At 49.8% G+C, this 20,548-nt stretch carries 14 protein-coding genes; 10 read left to right on the top strand and 4 right to left on the bottom strand.

Annotation, left to right across the window (positions count from 1 at the left end; all coding sequences use genetic code 11):
• Nucleotides 1-33 precede the first annotated feature (33 nt).
• The gene (locus DG177_RS15910) at nt 34-1,347 is read right to left on the bottom strand and encodes a TIGR03032 family protein (RefSeq protein WP_337658944.1); all 1,314 of its coding nucleotides are present in this window, start codon (nt 1,345-1,347) and stop codon (nt 34-36) included.
• Between the two features lie 253 nt (nt 1,348-1,600).
• On the bottom strand, nt 1,601-2,491 hold the full coding sequence (locus tag DG177_RS15905; RefSeq protein WP_108812388.1) for a LysR family transcriptional regulator: 891 nt from the start codon (nt 2,489-2,491) through the stop codon (nt 1,601-1,603).
• A gap of 220 nt (nt 2,492-2,711) precedes the next feature.
• On the opposite strand from DG177_RS15905, the gene DG177_RS15900 reads away from it, so the two are divergent.
• The 4 genes from DG177_RS15900 to DG177_RS15880 all read left to right on the top strand — a co-directional run bounded on the left by DG177_RS15900 (nt 2,712) and on the right by DG177_RS15880 (nt 10,259).
• Nucleotides 2,712-3,209, top strand: a complete 498-nt coding sequence (locus tag DG177_RS15900) for a globin domain-containing protein (protein ID WP_108812387.1) — start codon at nt 2,712-2,714, stop codon at nt 3,207-3,209.
• 698 nt (nt 3,210-3,907) lie between these two features.
• Nucleotides 3,908-8,908, top strand: coding sequence for an autotransporter outer membrane beta-barrel domain-containing protein (locus DG177_RS15890; RefSeq protein WP_108812385.1), 5,001 nt, complete (start codon nt 3,908-3,910; stop codon nt 8,906-8,908).
• A 213-nt stretch (nt 8,909-9,121) separates the two neighbouring features.
• The gene (locus DG177_RS17805) at nt 9,122-9,559 is read left to right on the top strand and encodes a hypothetical protein (protein WP_337658943.1); all 438 of its coding nucleotides are present in this window, start codon (nt 9,122-9,124) and stop codon (nt 9,557-9,559) included.
• A gap of 385 nt (nt 9,560-9,944) precedes the next feature.
• Nucleotides 9,945-10,259: a hypothetical protein gene (locus tag DG177_RS15880; RefSeq protein WP_108812383.1), complete on the top strand. Its 315-nt coding sequence runs from the start codon at nt 9,945-9,947 to the stop codon at nt 10,257-10,259.
• A gap of 138 nt (nt 10,260-10,397) precedes the next feature.
• On the opposite strand, the gene DG177_RS15875 is transcribed toward DG177_RS15880, so the two are convergent.
• Nucleotides 10,398-12,299 (bottom strand): hypothetical protein, encoded by a 1,902-nt coding sequence (locus tag DG177_RS15875; protein WP_108812382.1) that lies wholly within the window; start codon nt 12,297-12,299, stop codon nt 10,398-10,400.
• Between the two features lie 590 nt (nt 12,300-12,889).
• Nucleotides 12,890-13,369: a globin domain-containing protein gene (locus DG177_RS15865; RefSeq protein WP_108812380.1), complete on the bottom strand. Its 480-nt coding sequence runs from the start codon at nt 13,367-13,369 to the stop codon at nt 12,890-12,892.
• An 802-nt stretch (nt 13,370-14,171) separates the two neighbouring features.
• Between DG177_RS15865 and DG177_RS15855 the strand changes: the two genes are divergently transcribed.
• The 6 genes from DG177_RS15855 (at nt 14,172) to DG177_RS15825 (ending at nt 20,402) form a co-directional block, all read left to right on the top strand.
• On the top strand, nt 14,172-14,702 hold the full coding sequence (locus tag DG177_RS15855) for a dihydrofolate reductase family protein (protein ID WP_108812378.1): 531 nt from the start codon (nt 14,172-14,174) through the stop codon (nt 14,700-14,702).
• 623 nt (nt 14,703-15,325) lie between these two features.
• The gene (locus DG177_RS15845) at nt 15,326-16,510 is read left to right on the top strand and encodes a hypothetical protein (protein ID WP_337658942.1); all 1,185 of its coding nucleotides are present in this window, start codon (nt 15,326-15,328) and stop codon (nt 16,508-16,510) included.
• The gene (locus tag DG177_RS15840) at nt 16,507-17,283 is read left to right on the top strand and encodes a glycosyltransferase (protein WP_108812375.1); all 777 of its coding nucleotides are present in this window, start codon (nt 16,507-16,509) and stop codon (nt 17,281-17,283) included. Before DG177_RS15845 ends, DG177_RS15840 begins: the two co-directional genes overlap by 4 nt.
• 137 nt (nt 17,284-17,420) lie before the next feature.
• On the top strand, nt 17,421-18,182 hold the full coding sequence (locus tag DG177_RS15835) for an FkbM family methyltransferase (RefSeq protein WP_337658941.1): 762 nt from the start codon (nt 17,421-17,423) through the stop codon (nt 18,180-18,182).
• Nucleotides 18,182-18,910 (top strand): FkbM family methyltransferase, encoded by a 729-nt coding sequence (locus tag DG177_RS15830; RefSeq protein ID WP_108812373.1) that lies wholly within the window; start codon nt 18,182-18,184, stop codon nt 18,908-18,910. Before DG177_RS15835 ends, DG177_RS15830 begins: the two co-directional genes overlap by 1 nt.
• 1 nt (nt 18,911) lies before the next feature.
• Nucleotides 18,912-20,402: a hypothetical protein gene (locus DG177_RS15825; protein WP_108812372.1), complete on the top strand. Its 1,491-nt coding sequence runs from the start codon at nt 18,912-18,914 to the stop codon at nt 20,400-20,402.
• Nucleotides 20,403-20,548: the final 146 nt, after the last annotated feature.

Below are 20,548 nucleotides of genomic sequence, written 5' to 3'. Positions count from 1 at the left end.
AAGCACCCAAATTCTGGATCCGGTTAGGAGGCGTCACCCGCCGCCATTTTCCGGTTTTTCATGAGTGATGAATTTAGCCATTTCGGGCGCAGTCGGCCCGATCGCCATTGGGCAGGCATGACCTTCCAGCAATGCAACATCATAGATTTCGGAGACGGCCCCATCGATGCGGAACCAGTCGACACAAGCGCCCTTGGCCAGATCGATGATCTGGATACCGCACCAAGGCGCGCTATCGGCCTCCGCCAGCCGTTGGTCGAGCGCCAGTCCTTCAAAGCGTTTGTAACGGGGCTTCGATAAGCCGACAAAAGCGAAGCCGTCCTTGATCGCAAGACCGCGGCTAAAACCCGGACAGAATACGCGCGGAACGAATTTGCCTTTGCCGCTCGCTACGCCTTCGACAACACCCAGTTCACCGGTGCCGGAATTGAGTAACCACAACTCTCCATTATGAAGACGTGGGGAGTGCGGCATCGACAAACCCTTGCAGACAATCTTATTGCTGCGAACATCGATCACGATGCCGCCATCATCTCGGCGGTCGCGCCAGCCATCAATTGTGTCGGATTGACTGACTGCGGTGACGTAAGCCGCCTCGCCATCCTCCATGGCAAGCCCGTTCAAATGACATCGGTCTTCATCGATCAGTGCCGAGATGAAGGCCGGGCGCCAGACTTCCCGGAAGCTGTGCCTCGGATCAGTTGTGGCGAGACAGTTGAACCGCGTGTTGATGAACAGCGGCAAACCGTTTTTGTCGATGCCGATATCATGCGCATCCAGCTCGCCGGTATTATAGGTCTGCCGAGGAACATAACAGGCATCGAACATGTCGTTCACCCGCTCATTCGCGTCCAGGCCGTTTTGAAACCGCATGATCTGGAAGCCCGCAGAGAGCGTGAAACTATCGCTATCCTCGACGCATAAGCCCATCGGCTTTTTCATTGCTGACTGATGAAGATGTGCACCGCCGCCGGGTTTGCACCCGAGCATATACAGCAGACCAGACTGGTAAGACGAGAAAATCAATGAGACTTTCAGAGCCGCCAGCCGATCAACCAATCCGCCCGATTGCGTGAATGTGGTGGTTTGGGGAGAATCAACGCTGGCCTTGATCTGGGCCGTTGCGATTGCGGCCGTCGCGGTTTCAGCCGTCGCGATTGCGCCTTCATTTTTTTCAGTGGATGGCTTTTTTAGGCCCTCTTCCACCGGAGGATTGGTCTCTTTCGGGTTCGCGGAATCCGGCATTTGCGGTATCTCGCCGACGTCTTCCCGCTGAGCTGGGTCTGCCCTAACAGTGCCTTGTTTGGTCTTCGAACGAGGACCCTCTTTCAACGAAGCTTTAGCCATGAATATTCTTTCTCTTTATGTTCCCTTTTGTCGCTCCCTCATTCATCCACGCGATTGTGACCGTCGTCTATCGACAGCGCTGCAATGCCCGCTTGCATTTATGCAAGAACCGCATTGGGGACTAAAAAACCTATTTTTCTGAGATAATTAGCGGCATTGCTCCGCCACATGACGAAGTGCTGAGCGTCAACAAGGAGCTTGTGTAAGGATAGTTTCGCAGCCGCTTCACCGGCGGCGCTAACTCAATCTGTCTTCAGTTATCGGCCATGAATCGGTGATCGCCTTGGGGACGCGAGAATGTTTCCGCGAACCGGACTCTTAACATCTCCATCACGGCCTGGGTTCGGTTTGCCTGAACCGTATCGGGGTGAGCATGTAGTTTCAGCGTTCTGCAAAGTTCGAATGGCTTGTCACCAAAGGGCACGATCAAATCAGACCGTTCAGCAACGCATATCGGTAACACCGCCTTGCCGATTCCGGCTTCTACGGCTCTCATCACACCACTGGCGTCCGTCGAGGTCAATCGAGGCCGATGACCCCGATCTCCGCGGATCTTTTCCCACAGCCGGACGGGCGCGGTCCGCGGTGCGTCTTCATCAAAGAACGAAACCCATTCCAATTCGCCTGGATCGCGATCTTTTCGCGCATAAATGCCGTAATGCACTTCACCCAGATTCACGGCAAACTCGCTGACCCGGGGCTGGTTTTCAAACCAGAGCGAGAGCGTGACCTCCCCGCGGATGGGAGAGGCCGGGATCAAGCCAAGCAAGCGAATGTCGAGACCTGGGTTTCTTTTCAGAAGATCTGGCAACGCCGCACGCGTGAGCTCTTCCAGAATCCATGGACTTGAAATCAACCTCACCAGTCCGACGATGCTGCCGTCATCGACGGCGATTTCGTCGACCAAATTCTGCATGCGCAGTTCAACTTCTTCCGCACGCTCTATAATGAGCTTGCCGATTTCGGTGGGAACCAATCCGGTCTTCGTTCGCGCGAATAGTGACGTGCCAATGTCGGCCTCCAGAGCCGTCAGCCGTCTTCCTGTTGTCGATTGATCGAGGTCCAATAGATGCGCAGCGCGTGCAAGAGATCCGGCGCGCGAGGCTGCAAGAACAATTTTGAGATTATTCCAGTCAAAAGACACAATTATTTCATCCTATTTTTGCGCGCATCAATCTGGACAACCGGTTTGATGAAAACAAAGTTGTTGGGTTTGCGCATGGTGGAGGTGCAAATTTTCGGGTTCAGCGGGGACAAATTGTAAACTAACGAGAATACTGATTTGTAACGCCGTGTAAAGTCGCTCTTGTAAAGATACGGTTTTGCGCCGGTGCCGACAACCGGACATCAGGAAGCCGAATTCCATGTTTTATCAACCAAGATCCAAGAGATTTCTAACGGTTTCACAAGTTGACATGATCAGGCGAACCTTCCTGATCATCGGCGCGGACAGCGTCTATGCGGAAGAAATTTTCTATCGGCATCTCTTCAGGATCAAGCCGGAACTGGAAGATTTGCTTGATAGAGACAGCTCTATTCGATCAAAGAAACTGACCAACATGTTGGGTTTGATCGTATCGCAGATTCATAACCTGCCTGAATTGTTGCCGATGCTGGGCGATCTGGCGAGCCGTCACATTGACTATGGAGTCCGGGCCGAACATTATCACGACGTCGGTCGTGCGCTTATCGCAATGCTTAGAGATATCCTTGGATCCGAATTTGATTCGGACGCCGAAGCAGCCTGGGTGAAGGCATATGACGGCATAGCTGTCTCAATGATCGGTATCACCTTTGGCGATGCCGGTGCAGTACAATATCAATCGGCATCGAACATTTGCCAGCCCGTGGGGAAAACGTAGTCATCTCATCCAGGCTCCCTGGATTGCCCCGCCATTGAATATGTCATCTTACCCTTGCTTTGACGACTCATTCTGAGGCCATCGCGTTCCTTGTGATCCAAAAAGTTGTTTGAAGAACGCTTCGCATCACGGATGAACCTGAAGAACGTCATGGGTTGCGTACCCCCAATTAAATAGAAGCATTGGCATCGGATTTGATATCCAGAAAACAAGATTGATGACACACAATCAATCTCGCTAATCCATTCATATTAATACCTTTTCTGGTGATCACTGCAGTACCTGCATAATTGCACACTCGCATTGCGAGCCTGTCGATAGACGGCGGCGAAAATCGAGTGGATGAATGAGGCAGCGGCAAATGGGAATAGAAACAGAAAGCATTTTCATGATCAAAGCTTCGTTGAAAAACCATCTCAGGGGAAACCCAAATGCGGTTAGCTCCATAGGCATTCAGGATCAGGCGATCAGTTTAACGCACCGGTTCGCATCAATTGGTTTCATATTGTTGGAACCGAATCAAAAAATTCGCAATCTTGCGTCGCCGGAAGCCCATCACTGTCCAAAGGGTGCGCAGATTGTGCACGGCCGCATTCGCCAATTTCACCACCAACCATAAACCGAGAGCCGTTAGCGACTGACGCCCGCAACCGGACTTTTCACACTCAAAAAAATCAATATTCAGCAAGGAAAATCCAATGCCCCGTTTTGACTTGATTTCAGACATATCACCGATACGCCTCCTCAATCGCGGGGGACGTCTCGTAGAATGGAAGGGCGGCACCGCCAGCATAGTCCCACAGACAGGCCAGCTCCGTTTGACAGTATCGGCCGCGGCCGTTGGTACGGCATTGCTGTTCGGTACCGGAATGCTTGGAACGGCGCCTGCGATGGCGGGTACATGTACCGAAACTGCTCCCGGTTCCGGTGTTTTTGTCTGCTCTGGTCCTGCTGATGCAGCTGCAGATACAACACAGATACTCGGCGGTACACCGGTCACAGTTACCACAGAAGCCGGGTTCGGCATAACGACGGCGGTCGACAATGCGTTGACAATTAACGGCGTAGACGGCGCATCATTCGATGATGCAGAGGCTGCGGCTATAACCGGACAACAAAATGGTATCAGTATTGACAATGAAGTTGGCGGTTCCTTGTCTCTGGTATCTAACGGCATTGTTACCGGTATCTCGGGGAACGGAATTAGCGCCCAGAACGAAACGGATACCTTGAACCTTTCCATCACAAGCAACGTGGCGATCGGTGCCAATGACGGCATTTACGCCACTCAAGAAGGGGATGGCGGGATAACAGTCACGTCTACCGGCATGGCTGTTGGAGAGTTTTACGATGGCATTGATGCATATAATGCTGGAACATATCTGACTGTCAATGCGGTCGAGACCATGGGTGGCGAAAACGGTATTCTCGCAATCAACGAAGGCACGCTTGCCTTGACCGTGACGTCCACCGGCACCGCTGACGGCGACACCGCTGATGGCATTTTCGCGCGTAACTTTGGCAGTGCAAGCGACCTAACGGTCAACAGCAACATAGCAACCGGCGGAGAATATGGCATTCAGGCTCTTAACGAGGGTAGAGGGGCGCTGACTATTAATACAACCGGCACGACAACCGGAACTACCGAAGTCGGTATTTTGGCATTGAACTCCACCAATAGTACTTCCCTGTCGATCACGGCAGCGGACGTTATAGGGGGAACCTATGGAATAGTCGCCACAAATGACGGTAGCGCGGGCCTGACCATCAGCACTACTGGCGACATTACCGGCCAGGGCGATGATGGCATTTACGCCTATAACAGCGTCAATGACCTGTCTGGCATGTTGCAAATAAATCAGGATGCGGGGACGACCATCACCGGCGCGGTCGCCGGTATTGACGCAATTAATCTCAGTGGTGCGATGACCATTAGCGCGCTGGGGACTGTGGAGGGCCAGGCAGGAGATGGCATTAACGCCTTCAATCGTCCGGGCACCACTGATCTAACGATCACCAGTGACGTTGCGGACGGAGCCAACATGGGTATCAGAGCCTATAACGGCGGCACTGGCGTACTGACCGTGACATCGACCGGCATGGCAAACGGCGACGCCTTTGACGGGATCAACGCCCAAAATGAGCCCGTCGGTGGTGATATGATCATCAGTGCCGTGGACACCAGCGGCGGGCAGAACGGTATTTCTGCCTATAATGAAGGCGTAGGCGCCTTGACCATCACCTCAACCGGCACAGCAACCGGTACCAATTTTTATGGTATTGAGGCCATCAACTCTAGCAATAGTACAGATCTGACGATCAATGCGGCGGATAGCCTTGGTGGCATTAATGGCATCAATGCGGATAATGATGGCACTGGCGCGTTGACCATTAATTCGACAGGTACGGCCGAGGGTGAGGCCGTTTCAGGGATATTCGCAACCAATGGATTGGGCGCCACCGATTTGACAATTACCAGCAATGTGGCGACTGGCAATCTGATCGGTGTTGCCGCGCTTAATCTTGGGACCGGCGCGCTGACGATCACCACCACCGGGACGACGACCGGGGAGGTTGGAAGTGGTACTTCTGCGTTTAACTCTGTCTATGGTACGGCGCTGACCGTGAATGCCGCCGATACAAGCGGCGGCGAAAATGGCATTCAAGCTCTTAACGGGGGCCAAGGCGCGCTTACGGTCAATTCAACGGGCGCAGCGATCGGCGCCGGTTCTGACGGCATTTACGCACGAAATTCACCGAATGGCACCGATCTGGCGGTGACGGCAGCGGACACAGATGGTGCTGACCATGGCATTTACGCTCTTAACGAGGGCAACGGTGCGCTTACGATCGATTCAACTGGCACGGCGATCGGTACTTCTGTTGATGGCATTTACTCCCAGAATACTGCGACTGGTACCGACATGACGATCACCAGCAACGTGGCGACCGGCGCCAATAACGGTATTTTCGCCGACCACAATGGACAGGGGGCGCTCACGGTTACGTCAAGTGGCGCGGCGTCAGGAGGGCTGCTAAATGGTATTACTGCGCAGAACTCTTTTGATGGAACTGACCTTACGGTCATCAGCAATGTTGCCACTGGCGCCAGCAACGGCATTTTCGCGTATAACGATGGCGAAGGCGCGCTGACGGTCACGTCGACAGGCGCCACGACTGGGACTGCTTCCGATGGTATTTTCGCTTTCAACACAGCCAATGGTACTTCGCTATCAATAACAGCAGCAGATGTTACCGGCGGACAAATTGGCGTGCGCGCGGAAAATTTCGGCAGCGCTGGCTTGACCGTCAGCGTCACCGGTGATGTTACAGGTCAAGGCGCGGCCGGTATCTTCGCTTATAATAGCGCCAATGATGTCTCTGCTTCGATGGAGATTGATCAGGAAACGGGTACAACCACAACCGGTGCGACGGATGGTATAGACGCCGATAACTTCGGCGGATCGCTGACGATCATTGCGCTGGGCACGGCCATTGGTCAGGCCGGGAACGGGATTAATGCCATAAACAATGCGGGCACCACTGATCTGACCATTACCAGCAATGTAGCGACCGGCTCCGATAACGGCATTTTCGCTGACAATGATGGCGATGGCGCGCTGGCGATCAATTCAACAGGTAGCGCTAGCGGGGATGCTGGCGATGGTATTGAGGCATATAACTCCACAAACGGCACCAGTCTTACGGTCAACGCAGTCAACACGGACGGCGGTGTAAACGGTCTATTTGCAAGGAACAGAGGTGATGGCGCGCTCAGCATCACGTCGACTGGCACGGCGAACGGACATTCAGATGAAGGTATTGATGCCTATAACTCCGCCTTTGGTACGTCGCTCACAATCGCGGCAGCAGATACCGCGGGTCAGGCCAACGGGATATTTGCCAGAAATTTCGGCACCGGCGCACTGGACATAAGCGCGACTGGCTCGGTAAGCGGGACTGAAGCCGATGGGATTGATGCGGTTAACTCCGCCGCTGGCACGTCTCTATCGGTCACGGCAGCTGATGTGAGTGGCGGCGTGGATGGCATTAACGTGCTGCAGGAAGGAACTGAAGCTGCCTCTGTTACCACCAGCGGCACAGTTGCAGGGGGTACCGGCAACGCGATCACTGCAGTTACTACCGGCTCGTCTATTGCAGTCAACAATAGCGGCACGCTGGAAAGCGGTGCGGGCTTTGCTCTGGAAGCCATTGGCGGTGTGACACAGCTGACCAATAGCGGCACGGTTAACGGCCGTGTGCAGTTAAGTGCCTTTGACGATATCACTTTAAATACCGGCCTGTTCAATGCGACGCTGGACAGCGACTTTGGCACCGGCACCGACCTTTTTACCAATGAAGGTACAGTGTCCGTTGGCGGGATCATCGCTTTCACCGGCCTTGAGCAGTTCGTAAATAACGGCCTGATCGAGATGCGAAATGATATGGTTGGCAACAGTCTGACCATTTGGGGTGACTATGCTGGCAGCGGTGATGGCAGTTTCGGTCTCGATGTTAGTTTCGATGGAACAGGTTCGGCAGATGTTTTGGTGGTTGCGGGCACCGCAACAGGCAACACGACATTTGCCATTAACGACATTAGCACCAGTCCGAATTTTGGTAACAGGGTCCTGGTTGTCGATGCCGGAGCCGGAACAAACGAGGACGCCTTTGCGCTTGATGAGCCTGGCGCTACCATAGGTTTCTTTGCCTATTCCGTATTTTACGAGGCGCCCGACAATGACTTCTATCTTACCAATACGATCGGCACGCCCGTATTCCAGACACTGAAATTTGTCGAAGGGGCGCAATCACTCTGGTATCGCTCTGCCGATGCCTGGGCCGCTCATATGGCGACTCCAACAGATAGTTCCGCTTCTCCAGCATGGATGCAGATATATGGCACCGTCACCAATCAGGATGACAGTTTCGAATTTGGCGAAGGCGGCCTGACAGAACCGGTCGCGGTAAATTATGAGCAGGATTATTTCGGGCTTCAGGCTGGCTATGAATTTGGTTCCGGAGTGACTGGCGATGGCGGGTTATTTGGTCTCACAGCTGGTTATTTGAATTCAAATCTGGGCTTTGATGGAACCGCTGATAATGTCCGATACGACGCCTTTAACATTGGTGTTTATGCCGGCCTGAAAAGCGATCGCTTCTTTGCCAACGCACTAGCCAAATACGACTTTATTGCAGCTGATGTCAGGGCGCGATCGGCGGGCTATACTGCGGATCTTGATGGTTCTGCCTATGGCGTAAGGCTTGAAGCCGGCTATCGCTTTGGTGACGAGAAGTTTTTCGTCCAGCCGCTTACCAGCTTCGAATATCAACGCGCCAGTCTGGATGATTTTTCCGCACTTGGAGCCGAAATCGCTTTTGATGAATTTGATGGTGTACGCGCTATGGCCGGGGCCAGACTTGGCGGAGAGGCGACGATCTGGGGCGGCAATAACATGACCTACTATCTCGGTGGGCAAGCGGTGCAACAAAAACAAACAGGTGATGGATTAGCATTTACCAGTGGTGACAGCTCCATCGAAATTGACAACCGATTGTCCAGGACGTTCGGGCGGTTGGAACTGGGCCTAAGCATTGCCACGCAGGGAGGCGTCACTGGCTTCATTGAAGGCAATGCTGATGTCAGCGGCGACTATACCGGCATTGGCGGACGCGGCGGATTGAAAGTGCAGTTCTAGTGGCTTGATTTAGATGATTCAAAGATTTCTGAGAAAGCAATTCCCGTAGGGTCGCAGGCTTCTCAGGATAGGCGGGGACCGGAGGTTCGAAGCACTCCGGTCCCCGCTGACTATTATTCAGAGTTTCTAGCAAGATACGATGAATCCAATTCAACATAACAATTCTCCAAAACCCAAATAAACAAGCCTCAAATCGCTGCGGAGCCAGAGCATATGAAACAAACTGCAACCGATCTCATAGCGACCTTAGATAGAATGGAAAAACGACTTAAACGTATTGAATGCCACCAATCGGCAGCGAGGTTAGAGCGACTCAGTGTCGCCCGATTGGCACTAAACCTTCGACGTGAATGCAGCCGCTCTTTCCCTGCTCAGTATTTTTGCGTCGATAGCTGGGACATTCTGCTGGAGCTTTACACAGCGCATAAAATGAACCGAATCGTGAAAATTTCAATGCATGAAAATGATCCTGTCAGCACCACCACAAATGCACTGCGCTACATTGATATGCTCATGAAAGACGGGCTTCTCTATTTGGAGCACGGTCATTCCGATGATGGCGAAGATCATGCTTTTCTAACCCAAAAAGGTTTAGAACATCTGGAAGCAGTGTTTGAAAAGTCAAAAAGGTGCCTCACTATCCAAAGCTAAAAGCCAGGTTGATACCCGAGCTCCGAGACTGGAACCATCCGAAGCATCCCGGATCCTTATTCTGTTTTAAACAAGCTGAGCGACCCAGCATAAAGCAGGATAGCCTTTTGCTCAGAGTGATTTTTTCTAAACCGCGATATCGGCATCCGGCACATTTCTCGCAAAGCGCCAGAACTTGAGATTCAACATCCACGCATGAATACTCATATGGTTTCCGGTTATCTGCTTTTTTGTCCTATTTTGCCCAGAAATTGGGGCGTATAATGTAAGTATGCGGAGAGGAAAACGATATGCTGATCCCGCACTGTTGCGGGAATCAGGTTTTGAACCGCATCTTTGGCTCGCGTCGAAAAACACGATAGCAAATGACGAAGGGAGAAATACGATGATCCTGTTTGAGCGGGAAATATTATCAGAATTGATGGTCGGGCATACCCACTATATTGATGTCGGAGGCCGCAAACAGGCTTCAGTCTATTATCCCAGCGACACCGAAGTCCATGTGAAAAGACCAGACTCCAAAATAGTTAGCGGTTCGTTGGCTATAAAGGACGTCGGTTACGACGTTATTTGGCACAATGGTCTAAATGATAACTACAACTTGGCTGAGCATTTGGGCGCATTTGTTTATCTAGATGGAAACGGGAAGTCGGCAGGAACGATAACAAAAATCGTCTCCGGAAATCCAGAATATTTCTGATCATCTGGGGATATGCTCACCGACAGTGCATGGGTTTTTGCAAATCAACTGCGTCAGAGATTATTGGATGCCGACAAGAAACTATTCGTTGCTCCGAGACACAGCTCTTACAAGCCAGACTTTGCCTGTTTCGACGGTTCACCTGGCAAGTGATAATCGCAAAGCATTTAAGACCATTTGATGTTCTTGAGCAGCGCGTTTTACAGGATCTGAGATTTCGGAGATAAGTTTTTGGGCTGGAGAAAAGAGCTGATGGTCAACCATCAGCGATGCCGTGCTTTCCAAAAATCTATCCCGGGCGCAACCCTTCTCAATTGATCTGCCGAACTCAAGAGCGGGTTGGGTTTTCCCCACAGAGATAAGTTGAGATGCGAGAATCTGCAAAAAAAGAACCTGCCTATCTGTGGATTCTATCGTTTCAATGGCTTCGCGGGCGATCGCAAAATACCTATCATAATCATCTTTGGAACCATGTGTTGCCGCCATATCGAGATTGAATATCCGGCCGCGAATCTGAAGCTCTTTGTCTTTCACGTGCCTTAGCCGCATCTCGGCGCGCTCATACTGACCGGCCCGCGATTCATATCTTGCTAAATGGCTGATTGTCGTTTCATTTACGGGAACAAACTCAGGCCCCTCGATCAGTCCAATGGCGGTCACAAGCGATTCCTTGGCCAAATCTTTATGCCCGGAGTTTTCCGCCACTTGGGCAAGGGAAATATATCCTTGAACGCGTTTGTCCCAATCCGTCTGAAGCTCCAGCAGATCAAGCGCCTCCTGAAACTGCGAACTGTGCGTTGATGTCCTGACGATTTGGGCGAGATTATGATCCTGCCATTTTTTGTCAGAGATTTTCTTTGTTAGGCGTGCTGCTAATTTTGGATCCCCTGCCATCGCTACTGCGTCGGCCAGACGGCTCCAGCCGCTATCCCGTCTAATACGCGTTGCTTCAGAGGAGACTTCGAGTTTCATTAGTAAGGAAATCGCCCGATCAGCGATCGGCCTCCATTCCGACTGGGTTACTTTTCCTGCCGCGATCTCTACGATCCTGCTTAGTGCAGTTGCTTGGTCTATGGGAAAGTTACCAACACCACCGACTGCGTTGGCCGCCAGGTCCAGTCTCTGTCCAGTCACAGCAGAGCGCGCGAAAGTCTCGAACACGCGGAAGCGGCGATCTGGCTGCTCTAGATTCGCCATCTCCCTTTGTGCTTGATGGAACCATTTCTCCGCCTCTGCCATCTTTCCGGTTTTGGCCAGTGCTCCCGCAATCTCACTTCGGGCGATAGCTTTCCAGAACGGGTCTCTAATGTCAGTCAAGAGCTTCTCGGCATTGGTTATCCGGCCTTGATCAAGTTCATTGATAACAAGAAATGACAGGTAGCTTCCTTCCCGACCCTCATCATTCCCAGTCCCGTTTCGGATAAGCGCGACGGCTTCTTGGAGCCGGCCATCCAAAGCCAATCCCTGCGAGAGTTCACCTACAGCCACATATTTAAGCGGCTTATTCGGACGATTAGTGGCCGCAAGCGCTTGTAGCGCTGTTTCCGGATCGGAAGCACGCGCCAGATTGGCAATATAATTGGCTCGAGCAATCTCATAATATTCCGCAGATTCAATCTGGGCCAGCAAACGCCGAGCTCGACCTGGTGGATCTTCGTGGGATACCGAAACAATTGCGACAAGCGCCGAATCCTTCAAAATGGTATTTCGTGCGTCCGTTGGTATGGCATTGACGATGGCCTCGGCCAGATCAAACTTGCGCCAAAATACCAGTGCTGAAACGCGCCTAAGCTTTAACAGAGATTGCACACTGGTATTCTGCATACCCGTTTCAAGATCGTTCAAGCGTGTGTTTAACCTATCCACGCAGGTGTTACTCGGTGTCAAAAGACATTCTCTAACGCCAGTTTCAGCCTGCAAATTACCGCTAAAAAAGACAAGCCCCGTTGCGGCAAGAGCTGCACAAATAACCAACCGAAGATTAGACATCAAAAAGTCCCTATTGTTAACCGGCCGATACCCATCATGGTCAAAGTTCATATTTTCCAGGCCGGGTAACTGTGGACAGAAAATGGGTGAATGCTTGCGCGCGCAGTCTATTCAGCCAGCTCTGAATTAGAGGCTTTAACGACGGCAAGAAACATCGCGAACCCACATGGCTGCATTGCAAATATGCGCTTTTGCGGGTTCTGACCCAACCCGATATAGGCTATGCCGCTGCCTAGCTTGATGACTATCAATTGAGGCTTGTTCTCACATTTGCCTCACTGCATTCGTCACCGGACTCTTCAATGTCCATCTTTTGGGGCAAAAGTGGGCATTGGAGAGTTGGCAGTAAGGAGAGTCGGCAAGAAAACTCAGTTCGATTTGGCCTGGCGGCTTGGTTTCCCGACAACAATGTCGCGACTTTCTCAGAGTCTGGCGCGACCGGGCCTGAAGCAGTTCCTAATGGTCTTGCTAAATGATAAGTCTGCTATCGGCCGTGTACTGACATATTTCACTGAATTTCAGATAGTTATCGCCCATAACTTACAGTTCAAATTATAATATATGAGAAATACTCGACGAGTTACCTGTTGTTTCCAGAGTCCTGCTTGAACGGTCTTGACCGGTCCCGGTTCGATGTTCAGCTAATCATGCGTGCGGGCCATCTCATATTTTTCGATACCAGCTCTGCCATAACAGCATTGGATCATCGTCAAGGCAATACCCTCATAGGCCTTTGTCCAGGCTGCTTCGACATCAGGTCCGAACTTGGGGCCTAAAACGTCGCGGATCGTACTAATGAGCGCATCACCCACATCTCTATAATGCTCTGCCTCCACCCCATATCCCAGATGACGCCGCGCAAGGTCAGCCAGCATAGGCAGCAACTCTGGCATATTGTGAATCTGTGAGACAATCATACCAAGCATGTTCGTCAGTTTCTCAGATTGAACCGAAATATCACTCAAGAATAGACTTTTTAGTTCGGGCTTATCGTCGAAAAGCTGTTGATAGAAAAGTTCGCCGGCGCGCGCGTTTTCATCGCCCAGGTTCAGAAAACTTCTCCGGACAATATCAATCTCTGCCACCGTAAGAAAATTCTCGAATTTCGATAGATGGTCCATGAAATTAAGTTCTCCAACACATCATGATGGCCTTTCAACCTCCAGGCCACGAGGCGTTATGTACAAAGGCGCAAAGGAGTATTCTGGCGCCCGATCACGCCCATTTTGACTAAAATACTGTAGCCACTCTCAACAATGAACCCGCAAAACTGCAAATTCACCATGCAAAGATATGGGCTTGAAATTTGGATAAGGTATCTACCACCCACCAAGTGGCATTTGTGCAAGGCGACGTTGCGTCATTGCCGGTTCTTGCATCAATTCAACAATAGTAAAGCATTCTAAGCACTCAACATCTTTGTCGTTTTAGTTTTTTGGAATTTCCCAACTTACCATTGGAGGATATCGTTAATGTCGCAATATTGGATTTCGGTAGATGAACGTGACGACATTCCGCAGCCTTCCAACCTGGGTACAAATCAGACGGAAACCACCGCCATAAAAACTGTGTCTCGCAATCGGCCGCAGCCGTTTCCATCACATCCCGATGCCGCATATATTCCAGACTCAGAAATGGAAGGGGCTCACCAAATCAGTGAGAAGCCGAAGGAATTCGGCTTGAAATGCCGATCGAAGGAGGCATCTAATCGGTTATTATTCCAGTCTTTGCATTACCATTTGCAGAAATCGCGAAACCGACGCGTGACCAGCACCCTATTGGCGCTCTACTTGGTCCTTGTGGTCCTGATACTCTCGCAAATTGGTTAGCAGTTGTTGTTTTCCTCACTTTTCCATATCCTTCAGATCAGACTGAATCGACTAGGACCTGCCTCCGTTCCCTCCCTCAAGATTGGAGCTTTTCATGCAACCCATTATCTACGACGTTGCTGTATCCATTGATTGTCTCATCGCTGGCCCCGACGAAGATATAACCAAATTTGCCCATGAAGGCCCAGTCGTTGAAGACTATGGTCAGCGACTGTCTACCTATTCCTGTGCGATCATGGGTCGCAAAACCTATGAATTTGGATATCGATACGGCCTCGAGCCCGGCCAAAATCCATATCCGCATCTCACAACGTACATATTTTCTCAGACATTGGACCTTCCGGCGGATCGGGAAGTCCAGATCGTGCGCGACAATCAGCGAGCGCTTCTGCAGGAGTTGCGCCAGAATCAAGATGGTCCGATCTACCTCTGTGGTGGAGGTGCGTTTGCGGGTGCTCTAATGGCCGACAATGAAATTGACATCATACGTTTGAAACGCGCGCCCATCCTATTGGGTGAGGGCACAAAACTGTTTGGTGAGATGTCATGCGACACAGAAATTTCATGCACGGAAACGAAAATATATGACGGAGGCTATGTTTATCAGGAGTTTAGACTTCGATAGCGTAGGCCCACAGTTGATTCTTAAGCGACATCTGTCCAGTATACAGATATTGGATTGTTGGAATTGAGCCGTTAGCAAACCGAACACAGTGCGCAAAAAAATGAGGGCCAGGCTAGAAAATAGCGGGAAACAAATTTTTTGTTACCCTAGACAGAGTTTATAAAATCGCGGTGTCGGTTTTTCCAAATTATCTCAGAGAAGGCTTTGCCCCAGGGACACTCACTCTAGAAAAGTTAGGTCTGCTAACCGACAACATTGGACTCCGATCCAAAGGTGTGGCGGCAAATCCGGACAAAACTGTAATGTTGGGCATAGCACAGGACCATTCAAAAAAAGCTGTTGCATCTGAAGGTGAGTTCACACATGGACCTTCGCCTTAAATACGAAAGATATTGGTGACAGTTTTTGAAATCGAGATTTTCATGGCCATCACGGTCAAACAAGACTCAATAAAATTTGATCAACTTTTTGTGATTTCAATCTACGGTGCAAGTATCCTATATAATGCCTTTACCGCTACGACAGATTACTTTATTTCTGAGTCTATTAATCAGGTTAATCGCCTATGTGCCGCAAAAAGTCATGCATAGAAAGACTAGTCTAATATGACCAGATCAGTATCTATGACTAAGCAGCAACCGCCGCGCGCACCGTTACCGCTGCTCGGAGTAGCAAATTATTGGGCAATCATGATTATGCCGTTCATGCTCCTTTTTTTTGCTACTAACTCCATCGCGGCCGGCATTTATGTTGCCTTTCCGCTTTCGCTCTCTTGCCACATAATTTTGGCAGCGGTCGGGCAAGTGCGGGCAAAATTTGGCGGACCACTGTTAGCCATTTTGGCGTTTGGATTGGTGATATTGCTCCTTGATGAATCCACCTTCGTGGCTTCATATGATGACTATTATATCTGGCCGCTGCTGATGCTAGTTTCTTGGCCGCTGCTTTACTTTTTGAGGGAGGCTGACAACCAGCCACTTGGTAACTATGTGATCACTGGTACGCTTATGTTTGCCGGTTTGTATCCTTTTTTCCAGAATGAGAACCAAGTAACTGCCCTATTCGGGGCCAATGTACTCTATCGGATCGTATTATTGTGGTATGGCCTTATCGCTTGGGGGTGCATAAAACAACGTCATTGGGCTGGTTTTATTGTCATAAGCGGAATCGCATTTTGGCTAATAAATGTGGTCGATTCACGTGCCGGTCAAATTCTCTATTTGGCTATGCTGGGTATCTTTCTGACTAATATTTTCGCTCCAAAACTTCGGTCTTTGATTTTACCAGTTTCTACAATCATCTTGGTTGTGTCGGTTTCCAACCTTCAGCAGGTTTTCACATTGCTTGGCGAGCTGGGAATCAATCTCAGTATATCGAATGCTTCTGAGTCTTTCCGACTGCTGATGATCAGAGATTTGATGAGCCCTAGAATCATTTTTGGCGACAACTATACAATCGCTGATCTTTACACAATATTTGGTAGCTATCCCCATTCTATACTGGTGGAAGCATTTGCATACCACGGCATAGGGTTTGGTACGTTTATAACCGTTGTAATGGTCTACTGCTTGACCAAAATCATTAGCCAACCCAACAATCTTTACTTACTAGGAATCGTCGCCGGCCCGTTGTTTTCAGGCGACATGCGCGACAATTTTCCTATACTCATCGTTGCATTTCACTTTGCTTTTGAGGCCTATAGGTCTAGAGAACATCGAACAAAACGATCGCAGACAAGGCGTAGACCTCATAAAACCACCAAGTATTCAAAAAAGCGAGAGATTGGCGTCCGAAAAAGACCTTTATGAGCCAAATTGCGATCATAACTCTGACATTCAACAATTCACAAGAATTCCAACGGACCGCACAAAGCTTAGCCAGATCAAGGGCGGCAGGGCTTAAATTCCGTTGGATTATTGTTGATGGTGGATCCTACAATGCCCATCAAGCTATCATTAAGGAAAACATGATCGCAGGTGACACACTTGTCATAGAAACTAAACGGGGAATTTACCGAGCCATGAATTGTGGTTTGAATGCGCTTGAAAATGAAGATCATGCAGTTTTCTTAAATAGCGGAGACTGCCAACATTGGGATGCTGTGCAACATCTTAGCGAATTGGATCCGAATGAAACATATGGATTTAACGCGATTATAGTTGCAGGACCCTACGCTTTTAACCGGACACCTTTGCACGCTGGCACCGGCTTGCAACGACTACCACTACACGGCGCATTTCTGTTTCGCGTGCCCGATGCAAAAAGGATTGCCTTCGAAGATGATCGCATGATTGATGCTGATAGTCGCTGGATGATACGTGTGGTCGGAAACAAACCCTTGAAATTTGTTGACGTACCCCATTCTATTTTTGCTTTAGATGGCGTCTCAGCGGGTCAATCCTTCAAAGCATTGCGCGCCATCCTGAATGACAAACCGTGGTACAAAGCTCCGCTGTATGTTTCACGTTTTATCGGATTCAAATTGCTCGGCTGGCATCTCTATCCACTCTTATATTGGAAAAAATTCTCAAAATTGCCAGCTAGAGATTTTTCGAAGATCAAAGTTTATTTGGAATCATAATAAAAATGAATAATTTTATCTCCCTGTTCTATTTTAATATTTCGTTTCTCTTTCGCGGGGACAGGCGACGTCGCTTGATAGAACGTTCAATAAAATCACAGCCGACAGCGAGCCCAGCATATGGGCGCACACATCTTTTGCCCGCACCTATCAAGAGTTCGATAGCGGATCGGGCGACGATGTTCCTTCTGTCGCGCGCTGCTCGCGTTTGGCAGAATCGGGGTGATGAAGAACTCCGGCCGCCATTCTTGTCACAGATGGCTAAAGATTGGCCCGATAGCCGAGCACAGCTTTTTCAGGACATCTGGGCCCTCTCAGAGCTCGATAGCAAACAGGGCGGCTTTTTTGTCGAATTTGGTGCAACCGACGGTTTGGAAAAGAGTAACAGCTATCTCCTTGAAAAGAAATATGGTTGGAGTGGAATTCTAGCCGAACCCAATCCGGATTGGCATCAGTCTTTGCGTTCTAATCGTCCCGGCTCTACAATCGTCGAGGATTGTGTTTGGAAGGAAACCGGTCAAACTTTACATTTCCAGATTGCCGAAAATGCGGAGCTTGCTGGAGTGACTGACACTGCACAGTCCGACCGACACAGTCGCAGTATCATGCGCACGATTTCGGTCCAAACAATATCGCTGATTGACCTTCTAGAACGGAATAACGCGCCCGACGAGATCGATTTCCTCAGTGTTGATACCGAGGGTAGTGAAGTCGACATTTTATCAGCATACCCCTTTGAAACCGGACCGAAATTTCAGCTTATTGCTGTGGAGCATAACTATATCCAAGAGAAGATCGACGCTCTCGATGCCTTGCTCAAACCATGGGGGTACAGCCGAGTTCTGAAGGAGCATTCAGCGTTTGATGCTTGGTATGTGCGCAACAGGGTTGTCGATTAATGCTTCGGTATATTTTAAGTGCAGGGCAGCGCGCTGCCATCAAATCGAAGTTTCATTCGCTATTAATGCGCCATCCACCTTTAGAAACCCGCTGCGTCCAGCGCGCAATAAAGATGGACCTTCATACAGTCATTGATGTCGGAGCCAATCACGGTCAGTTTGCGTCTCGCGTCCGCGCACTCGGCTGGAGAGGTAAGATACTATCATTTGAGCCCCTCTTGGAACCTTTCGAATCGTTGCACCGCCTAACAACGAAAGACCCTTCACATGAAGCGTTCCAGTTTGGTTTAGGGGAAGAAAATACCGAGCCTGTTATGAATGTAGCTTCCAATCATGGAGCTTCGAGCAGCCTACTTGAATTTGAACCGTTGTTGAAAGATTCGTTCTCGATAACCTCAATCTCTCAGGAGAAGGTTAGTATTCGGCGCCTAGATGACGTTGCTAAAGAGTTGGATCTGGTACCTGAAAAATGCCTATTGAAGATTGATACTCAAGGGTTTGAGAAACAGGTTCTTGAAGGGAGTGGAGAAATTTTGGACCAGATTCAAATGCTGTTTCTGGAAGTATCTCTGCGTCCAGTGTACAAGGATGAACCGCGCCTTTTTGAGATGCTGAGTTTTTTGGACTCACGCGGGTTCGAAGTTAGAGATCTAGAACCATCGGTATTTGACTCGCCTTTCCGTCCCTATCAATGCGATATCTTATGCTTGCGAAAAGGCGTCGATTGACGTGGCGCTACAACCGGGACGGTGGGCCGGGCTGAATGTCCCTGCCGGGCTTGCCGCCCTGATCACCCAAAGCGCATCAATTTTTTTTGTACTCTGGTCCATCAGCGATCGTTTGGGGCTCGAGGAATTGGGGCTTTATTCCTTATTGATCGGTAGTCTAACCATATTGTCATTGACCGAATTTGGTATTGGCACCAGCATGGTATTCTTTTCCCAACGCCCCGATAGTCCTCAAAGAAAAGGGTTTAGCCACTACTATAGTACTGCCCTATGGACCGCGATTGCCGTGACTCTTACTTTTGTTGTCCTAACTTACTGGCCAGCCAACCTTTTTCTCGAGTCACAGATGCCAAATGCAGACTTAGTTGCTAAACTACATCAATGCTTGCCTATCGTGTTTTTAACTGCTGCTGTGATCGGCGTCGGCAAGGTTCCAATCAACGCGCTAAACGGGCTGGACCATTTTGCGCCGGTGCAATTCTTGCGTACCGGATCTTATATGTTACTCCCCCCGCTCGCCTATTTCGGCATTGTAGAGCTTGGTCTATATGGTGTTATTGTTGCAAGATTACTGGTTGAAATTATCCTCACCGTCTCCGCACACGCGATGGTTTGGAGCACTCTTCCAGGTTTGCATTTTTTGCCACGCTGGTTTGGCCGAAACCAACTAAAGGAAATGTTGGGAATTTCACTTAGCTTTCAGACGTCCTCAATCATCCTAATCCTGTTCGAACCGCTAGCAAAGGTTGCACTTACTATGTCCGGATCTCTAGTTATAGTAGGGCAATACGAGGTCGCGGCCAGGATTACCGGCTTTACCAAGGAACTTTTTATCCGACCGATGGCTTTCCTCGGAGGGGTTTTTTCCCGAAACAGCGAAAATCGAGATATCGCTAAGCCTACAATTCTGCTTAGTAATTTGCTGTTGGTTTCTATACCTATGGCAGCGCTTTCGTTTGCGTTTGTTATTGCTTTTCTCCCACTCAGCGGAGAAATCCTGCTGAATGGTCCTGTGGACTTCTATGTACTGGTTTCGCTTTCTCTAGGGATCGGTTGGGCGATCTCCATTTGTGCGGTTGGGCCGTATTTTTACTGTATCGGGGTTGGGAACAATCGACCAAACCTCGAAAGCGCGATGATTATTTCTTTCGGGTCGGCCGCTTTCTCTTGCGCCGCGATTATTCTAGATTCCATTTGGTTAGTGCCGATAGGGACAGGACTAAGCCTTGTTATTGGAGAGATTTATCTTGTGATTCGTGTCCGTTACTTGATCCGGTTGTCACTGTTGCCGATGGATCTAGTGAAGGAATTTCTATTGGCCACTCTTGTTGTCTCCCTGGGCGCTGTCATTTATGTGCTCGACAATAGGGTTTTGCTCGCCGCAGACTTACCTGCGCGGCTGGCTATTGTTGGAATGCTGATAGCCGTGTTGGCAGCAACCACCATTGCAATGAAGCGTGATACGTTAAAACTTATTCTCAGACACAGATGAGGCATCAGCGGGTTTAAAAAAGCCGAGAATCCCATTTTCATCAAAAAGAGAAATCCTCGAAACAAAGTCACTTTTACTCTCTAAACATTTCGCGTATGCGCTATGCGTTGCTCGTCTCGAGCAGCGAAAATCACGGAATGACACAA

It is taken from the genome of Sphingorhabdus sp. Alg231-15 (genome assembly GCF_900149705.1).
GTDB lineage: Bacteria > Pseudomonadota > Alphaproteobacteria > Sphingomonadales > Sphingomonadaceae > Parasphingorhabdus.
The sequence above is the reverse complement of the archived record's forward strand: the minus strand, read 5'-3'. Positions and strand labels throughout refer to the sequence as shown.

Excerpts from the sequence above, each read along its gene's own strand:
- DG177_RS15900 (WP_108812387.1), top strand. The coding sequence starts at position 2,712 with ATGTTTTATCAACCAAGATCCAAGAGATTTCTAACGGTTTCACAAGTT.
- DG177_RS15840 (WP_108812375.1), top strand. The coding sequence starts at position 16,507 with ATGAGCCAAATTGCGATCATAACTCTGACATTCAACAATTCACAAGAA.
- DG177_RS15855 (WP_108812378.1), top strand. The coding sequence starts at position 14,172 with ATGCAACCCATTATCTACGACGTTGCTGTATCCATTGATTGTCTCATC.
- DG177_RS17805 (WP_337658943.1), top strand. The coding sequence starts at position 9,122 with ATGAAACAAACTGCAACCGATCTCATAGCGACCTTAGATAGAATGGAA.
- DG177_RS15845 (WP_337658942.1), top strand. The coding sequence starts at position 15,326 with ATGACTAAGCAGCAACCGCCGCGCGCACCGTTACCGCTGCTCGGAGTA.
- DG177_RS15910 (WP_337658944.1), bottom strand. The coding sequence starts at position 1,347 with ATGGCTAAAGCTTCGTTGAAAGAGGGTCCTCGTTCGAAGACCAAACAA.
- DG177_RS15830 (WP_108812373.1), top strand. The coding sequence starts at position 18,182 with ATGCTTCGGTATATTTTAAGTGCAGGGCAGCGCGCTGCCATCAAATCG.
- DG177_RS15875 (WP_108812382.1), bottom strand. The coding sequence starts at position 12,299 with ATGAACTTTGACCATGATGGGTATCGGCCGGTTAACAATAGGGACTTT.
- DG177_RS15890 (WP_108812385.1), top strand. The coding sequence starts at position 3,908 with ATGCCCCGTTTTGACTTGATTTCAGACATATCACCGATACGCCTCCTC.
- DG177_RS15865 (WP_108812380.1), bottom strand. The coding sequence starts at position 13,369 with ATGGACCATCTATCGAAATTCGAGAATTTTCTTACGGTGGCAGAGATT.
- DG177_RS15880 (WP_108812383.1), top strand. The coding sequence starts at position 9,945 with ATGATCCTGTTTGAGCGGGAAATATTATCAGAATTGATGGTCGGGCAT.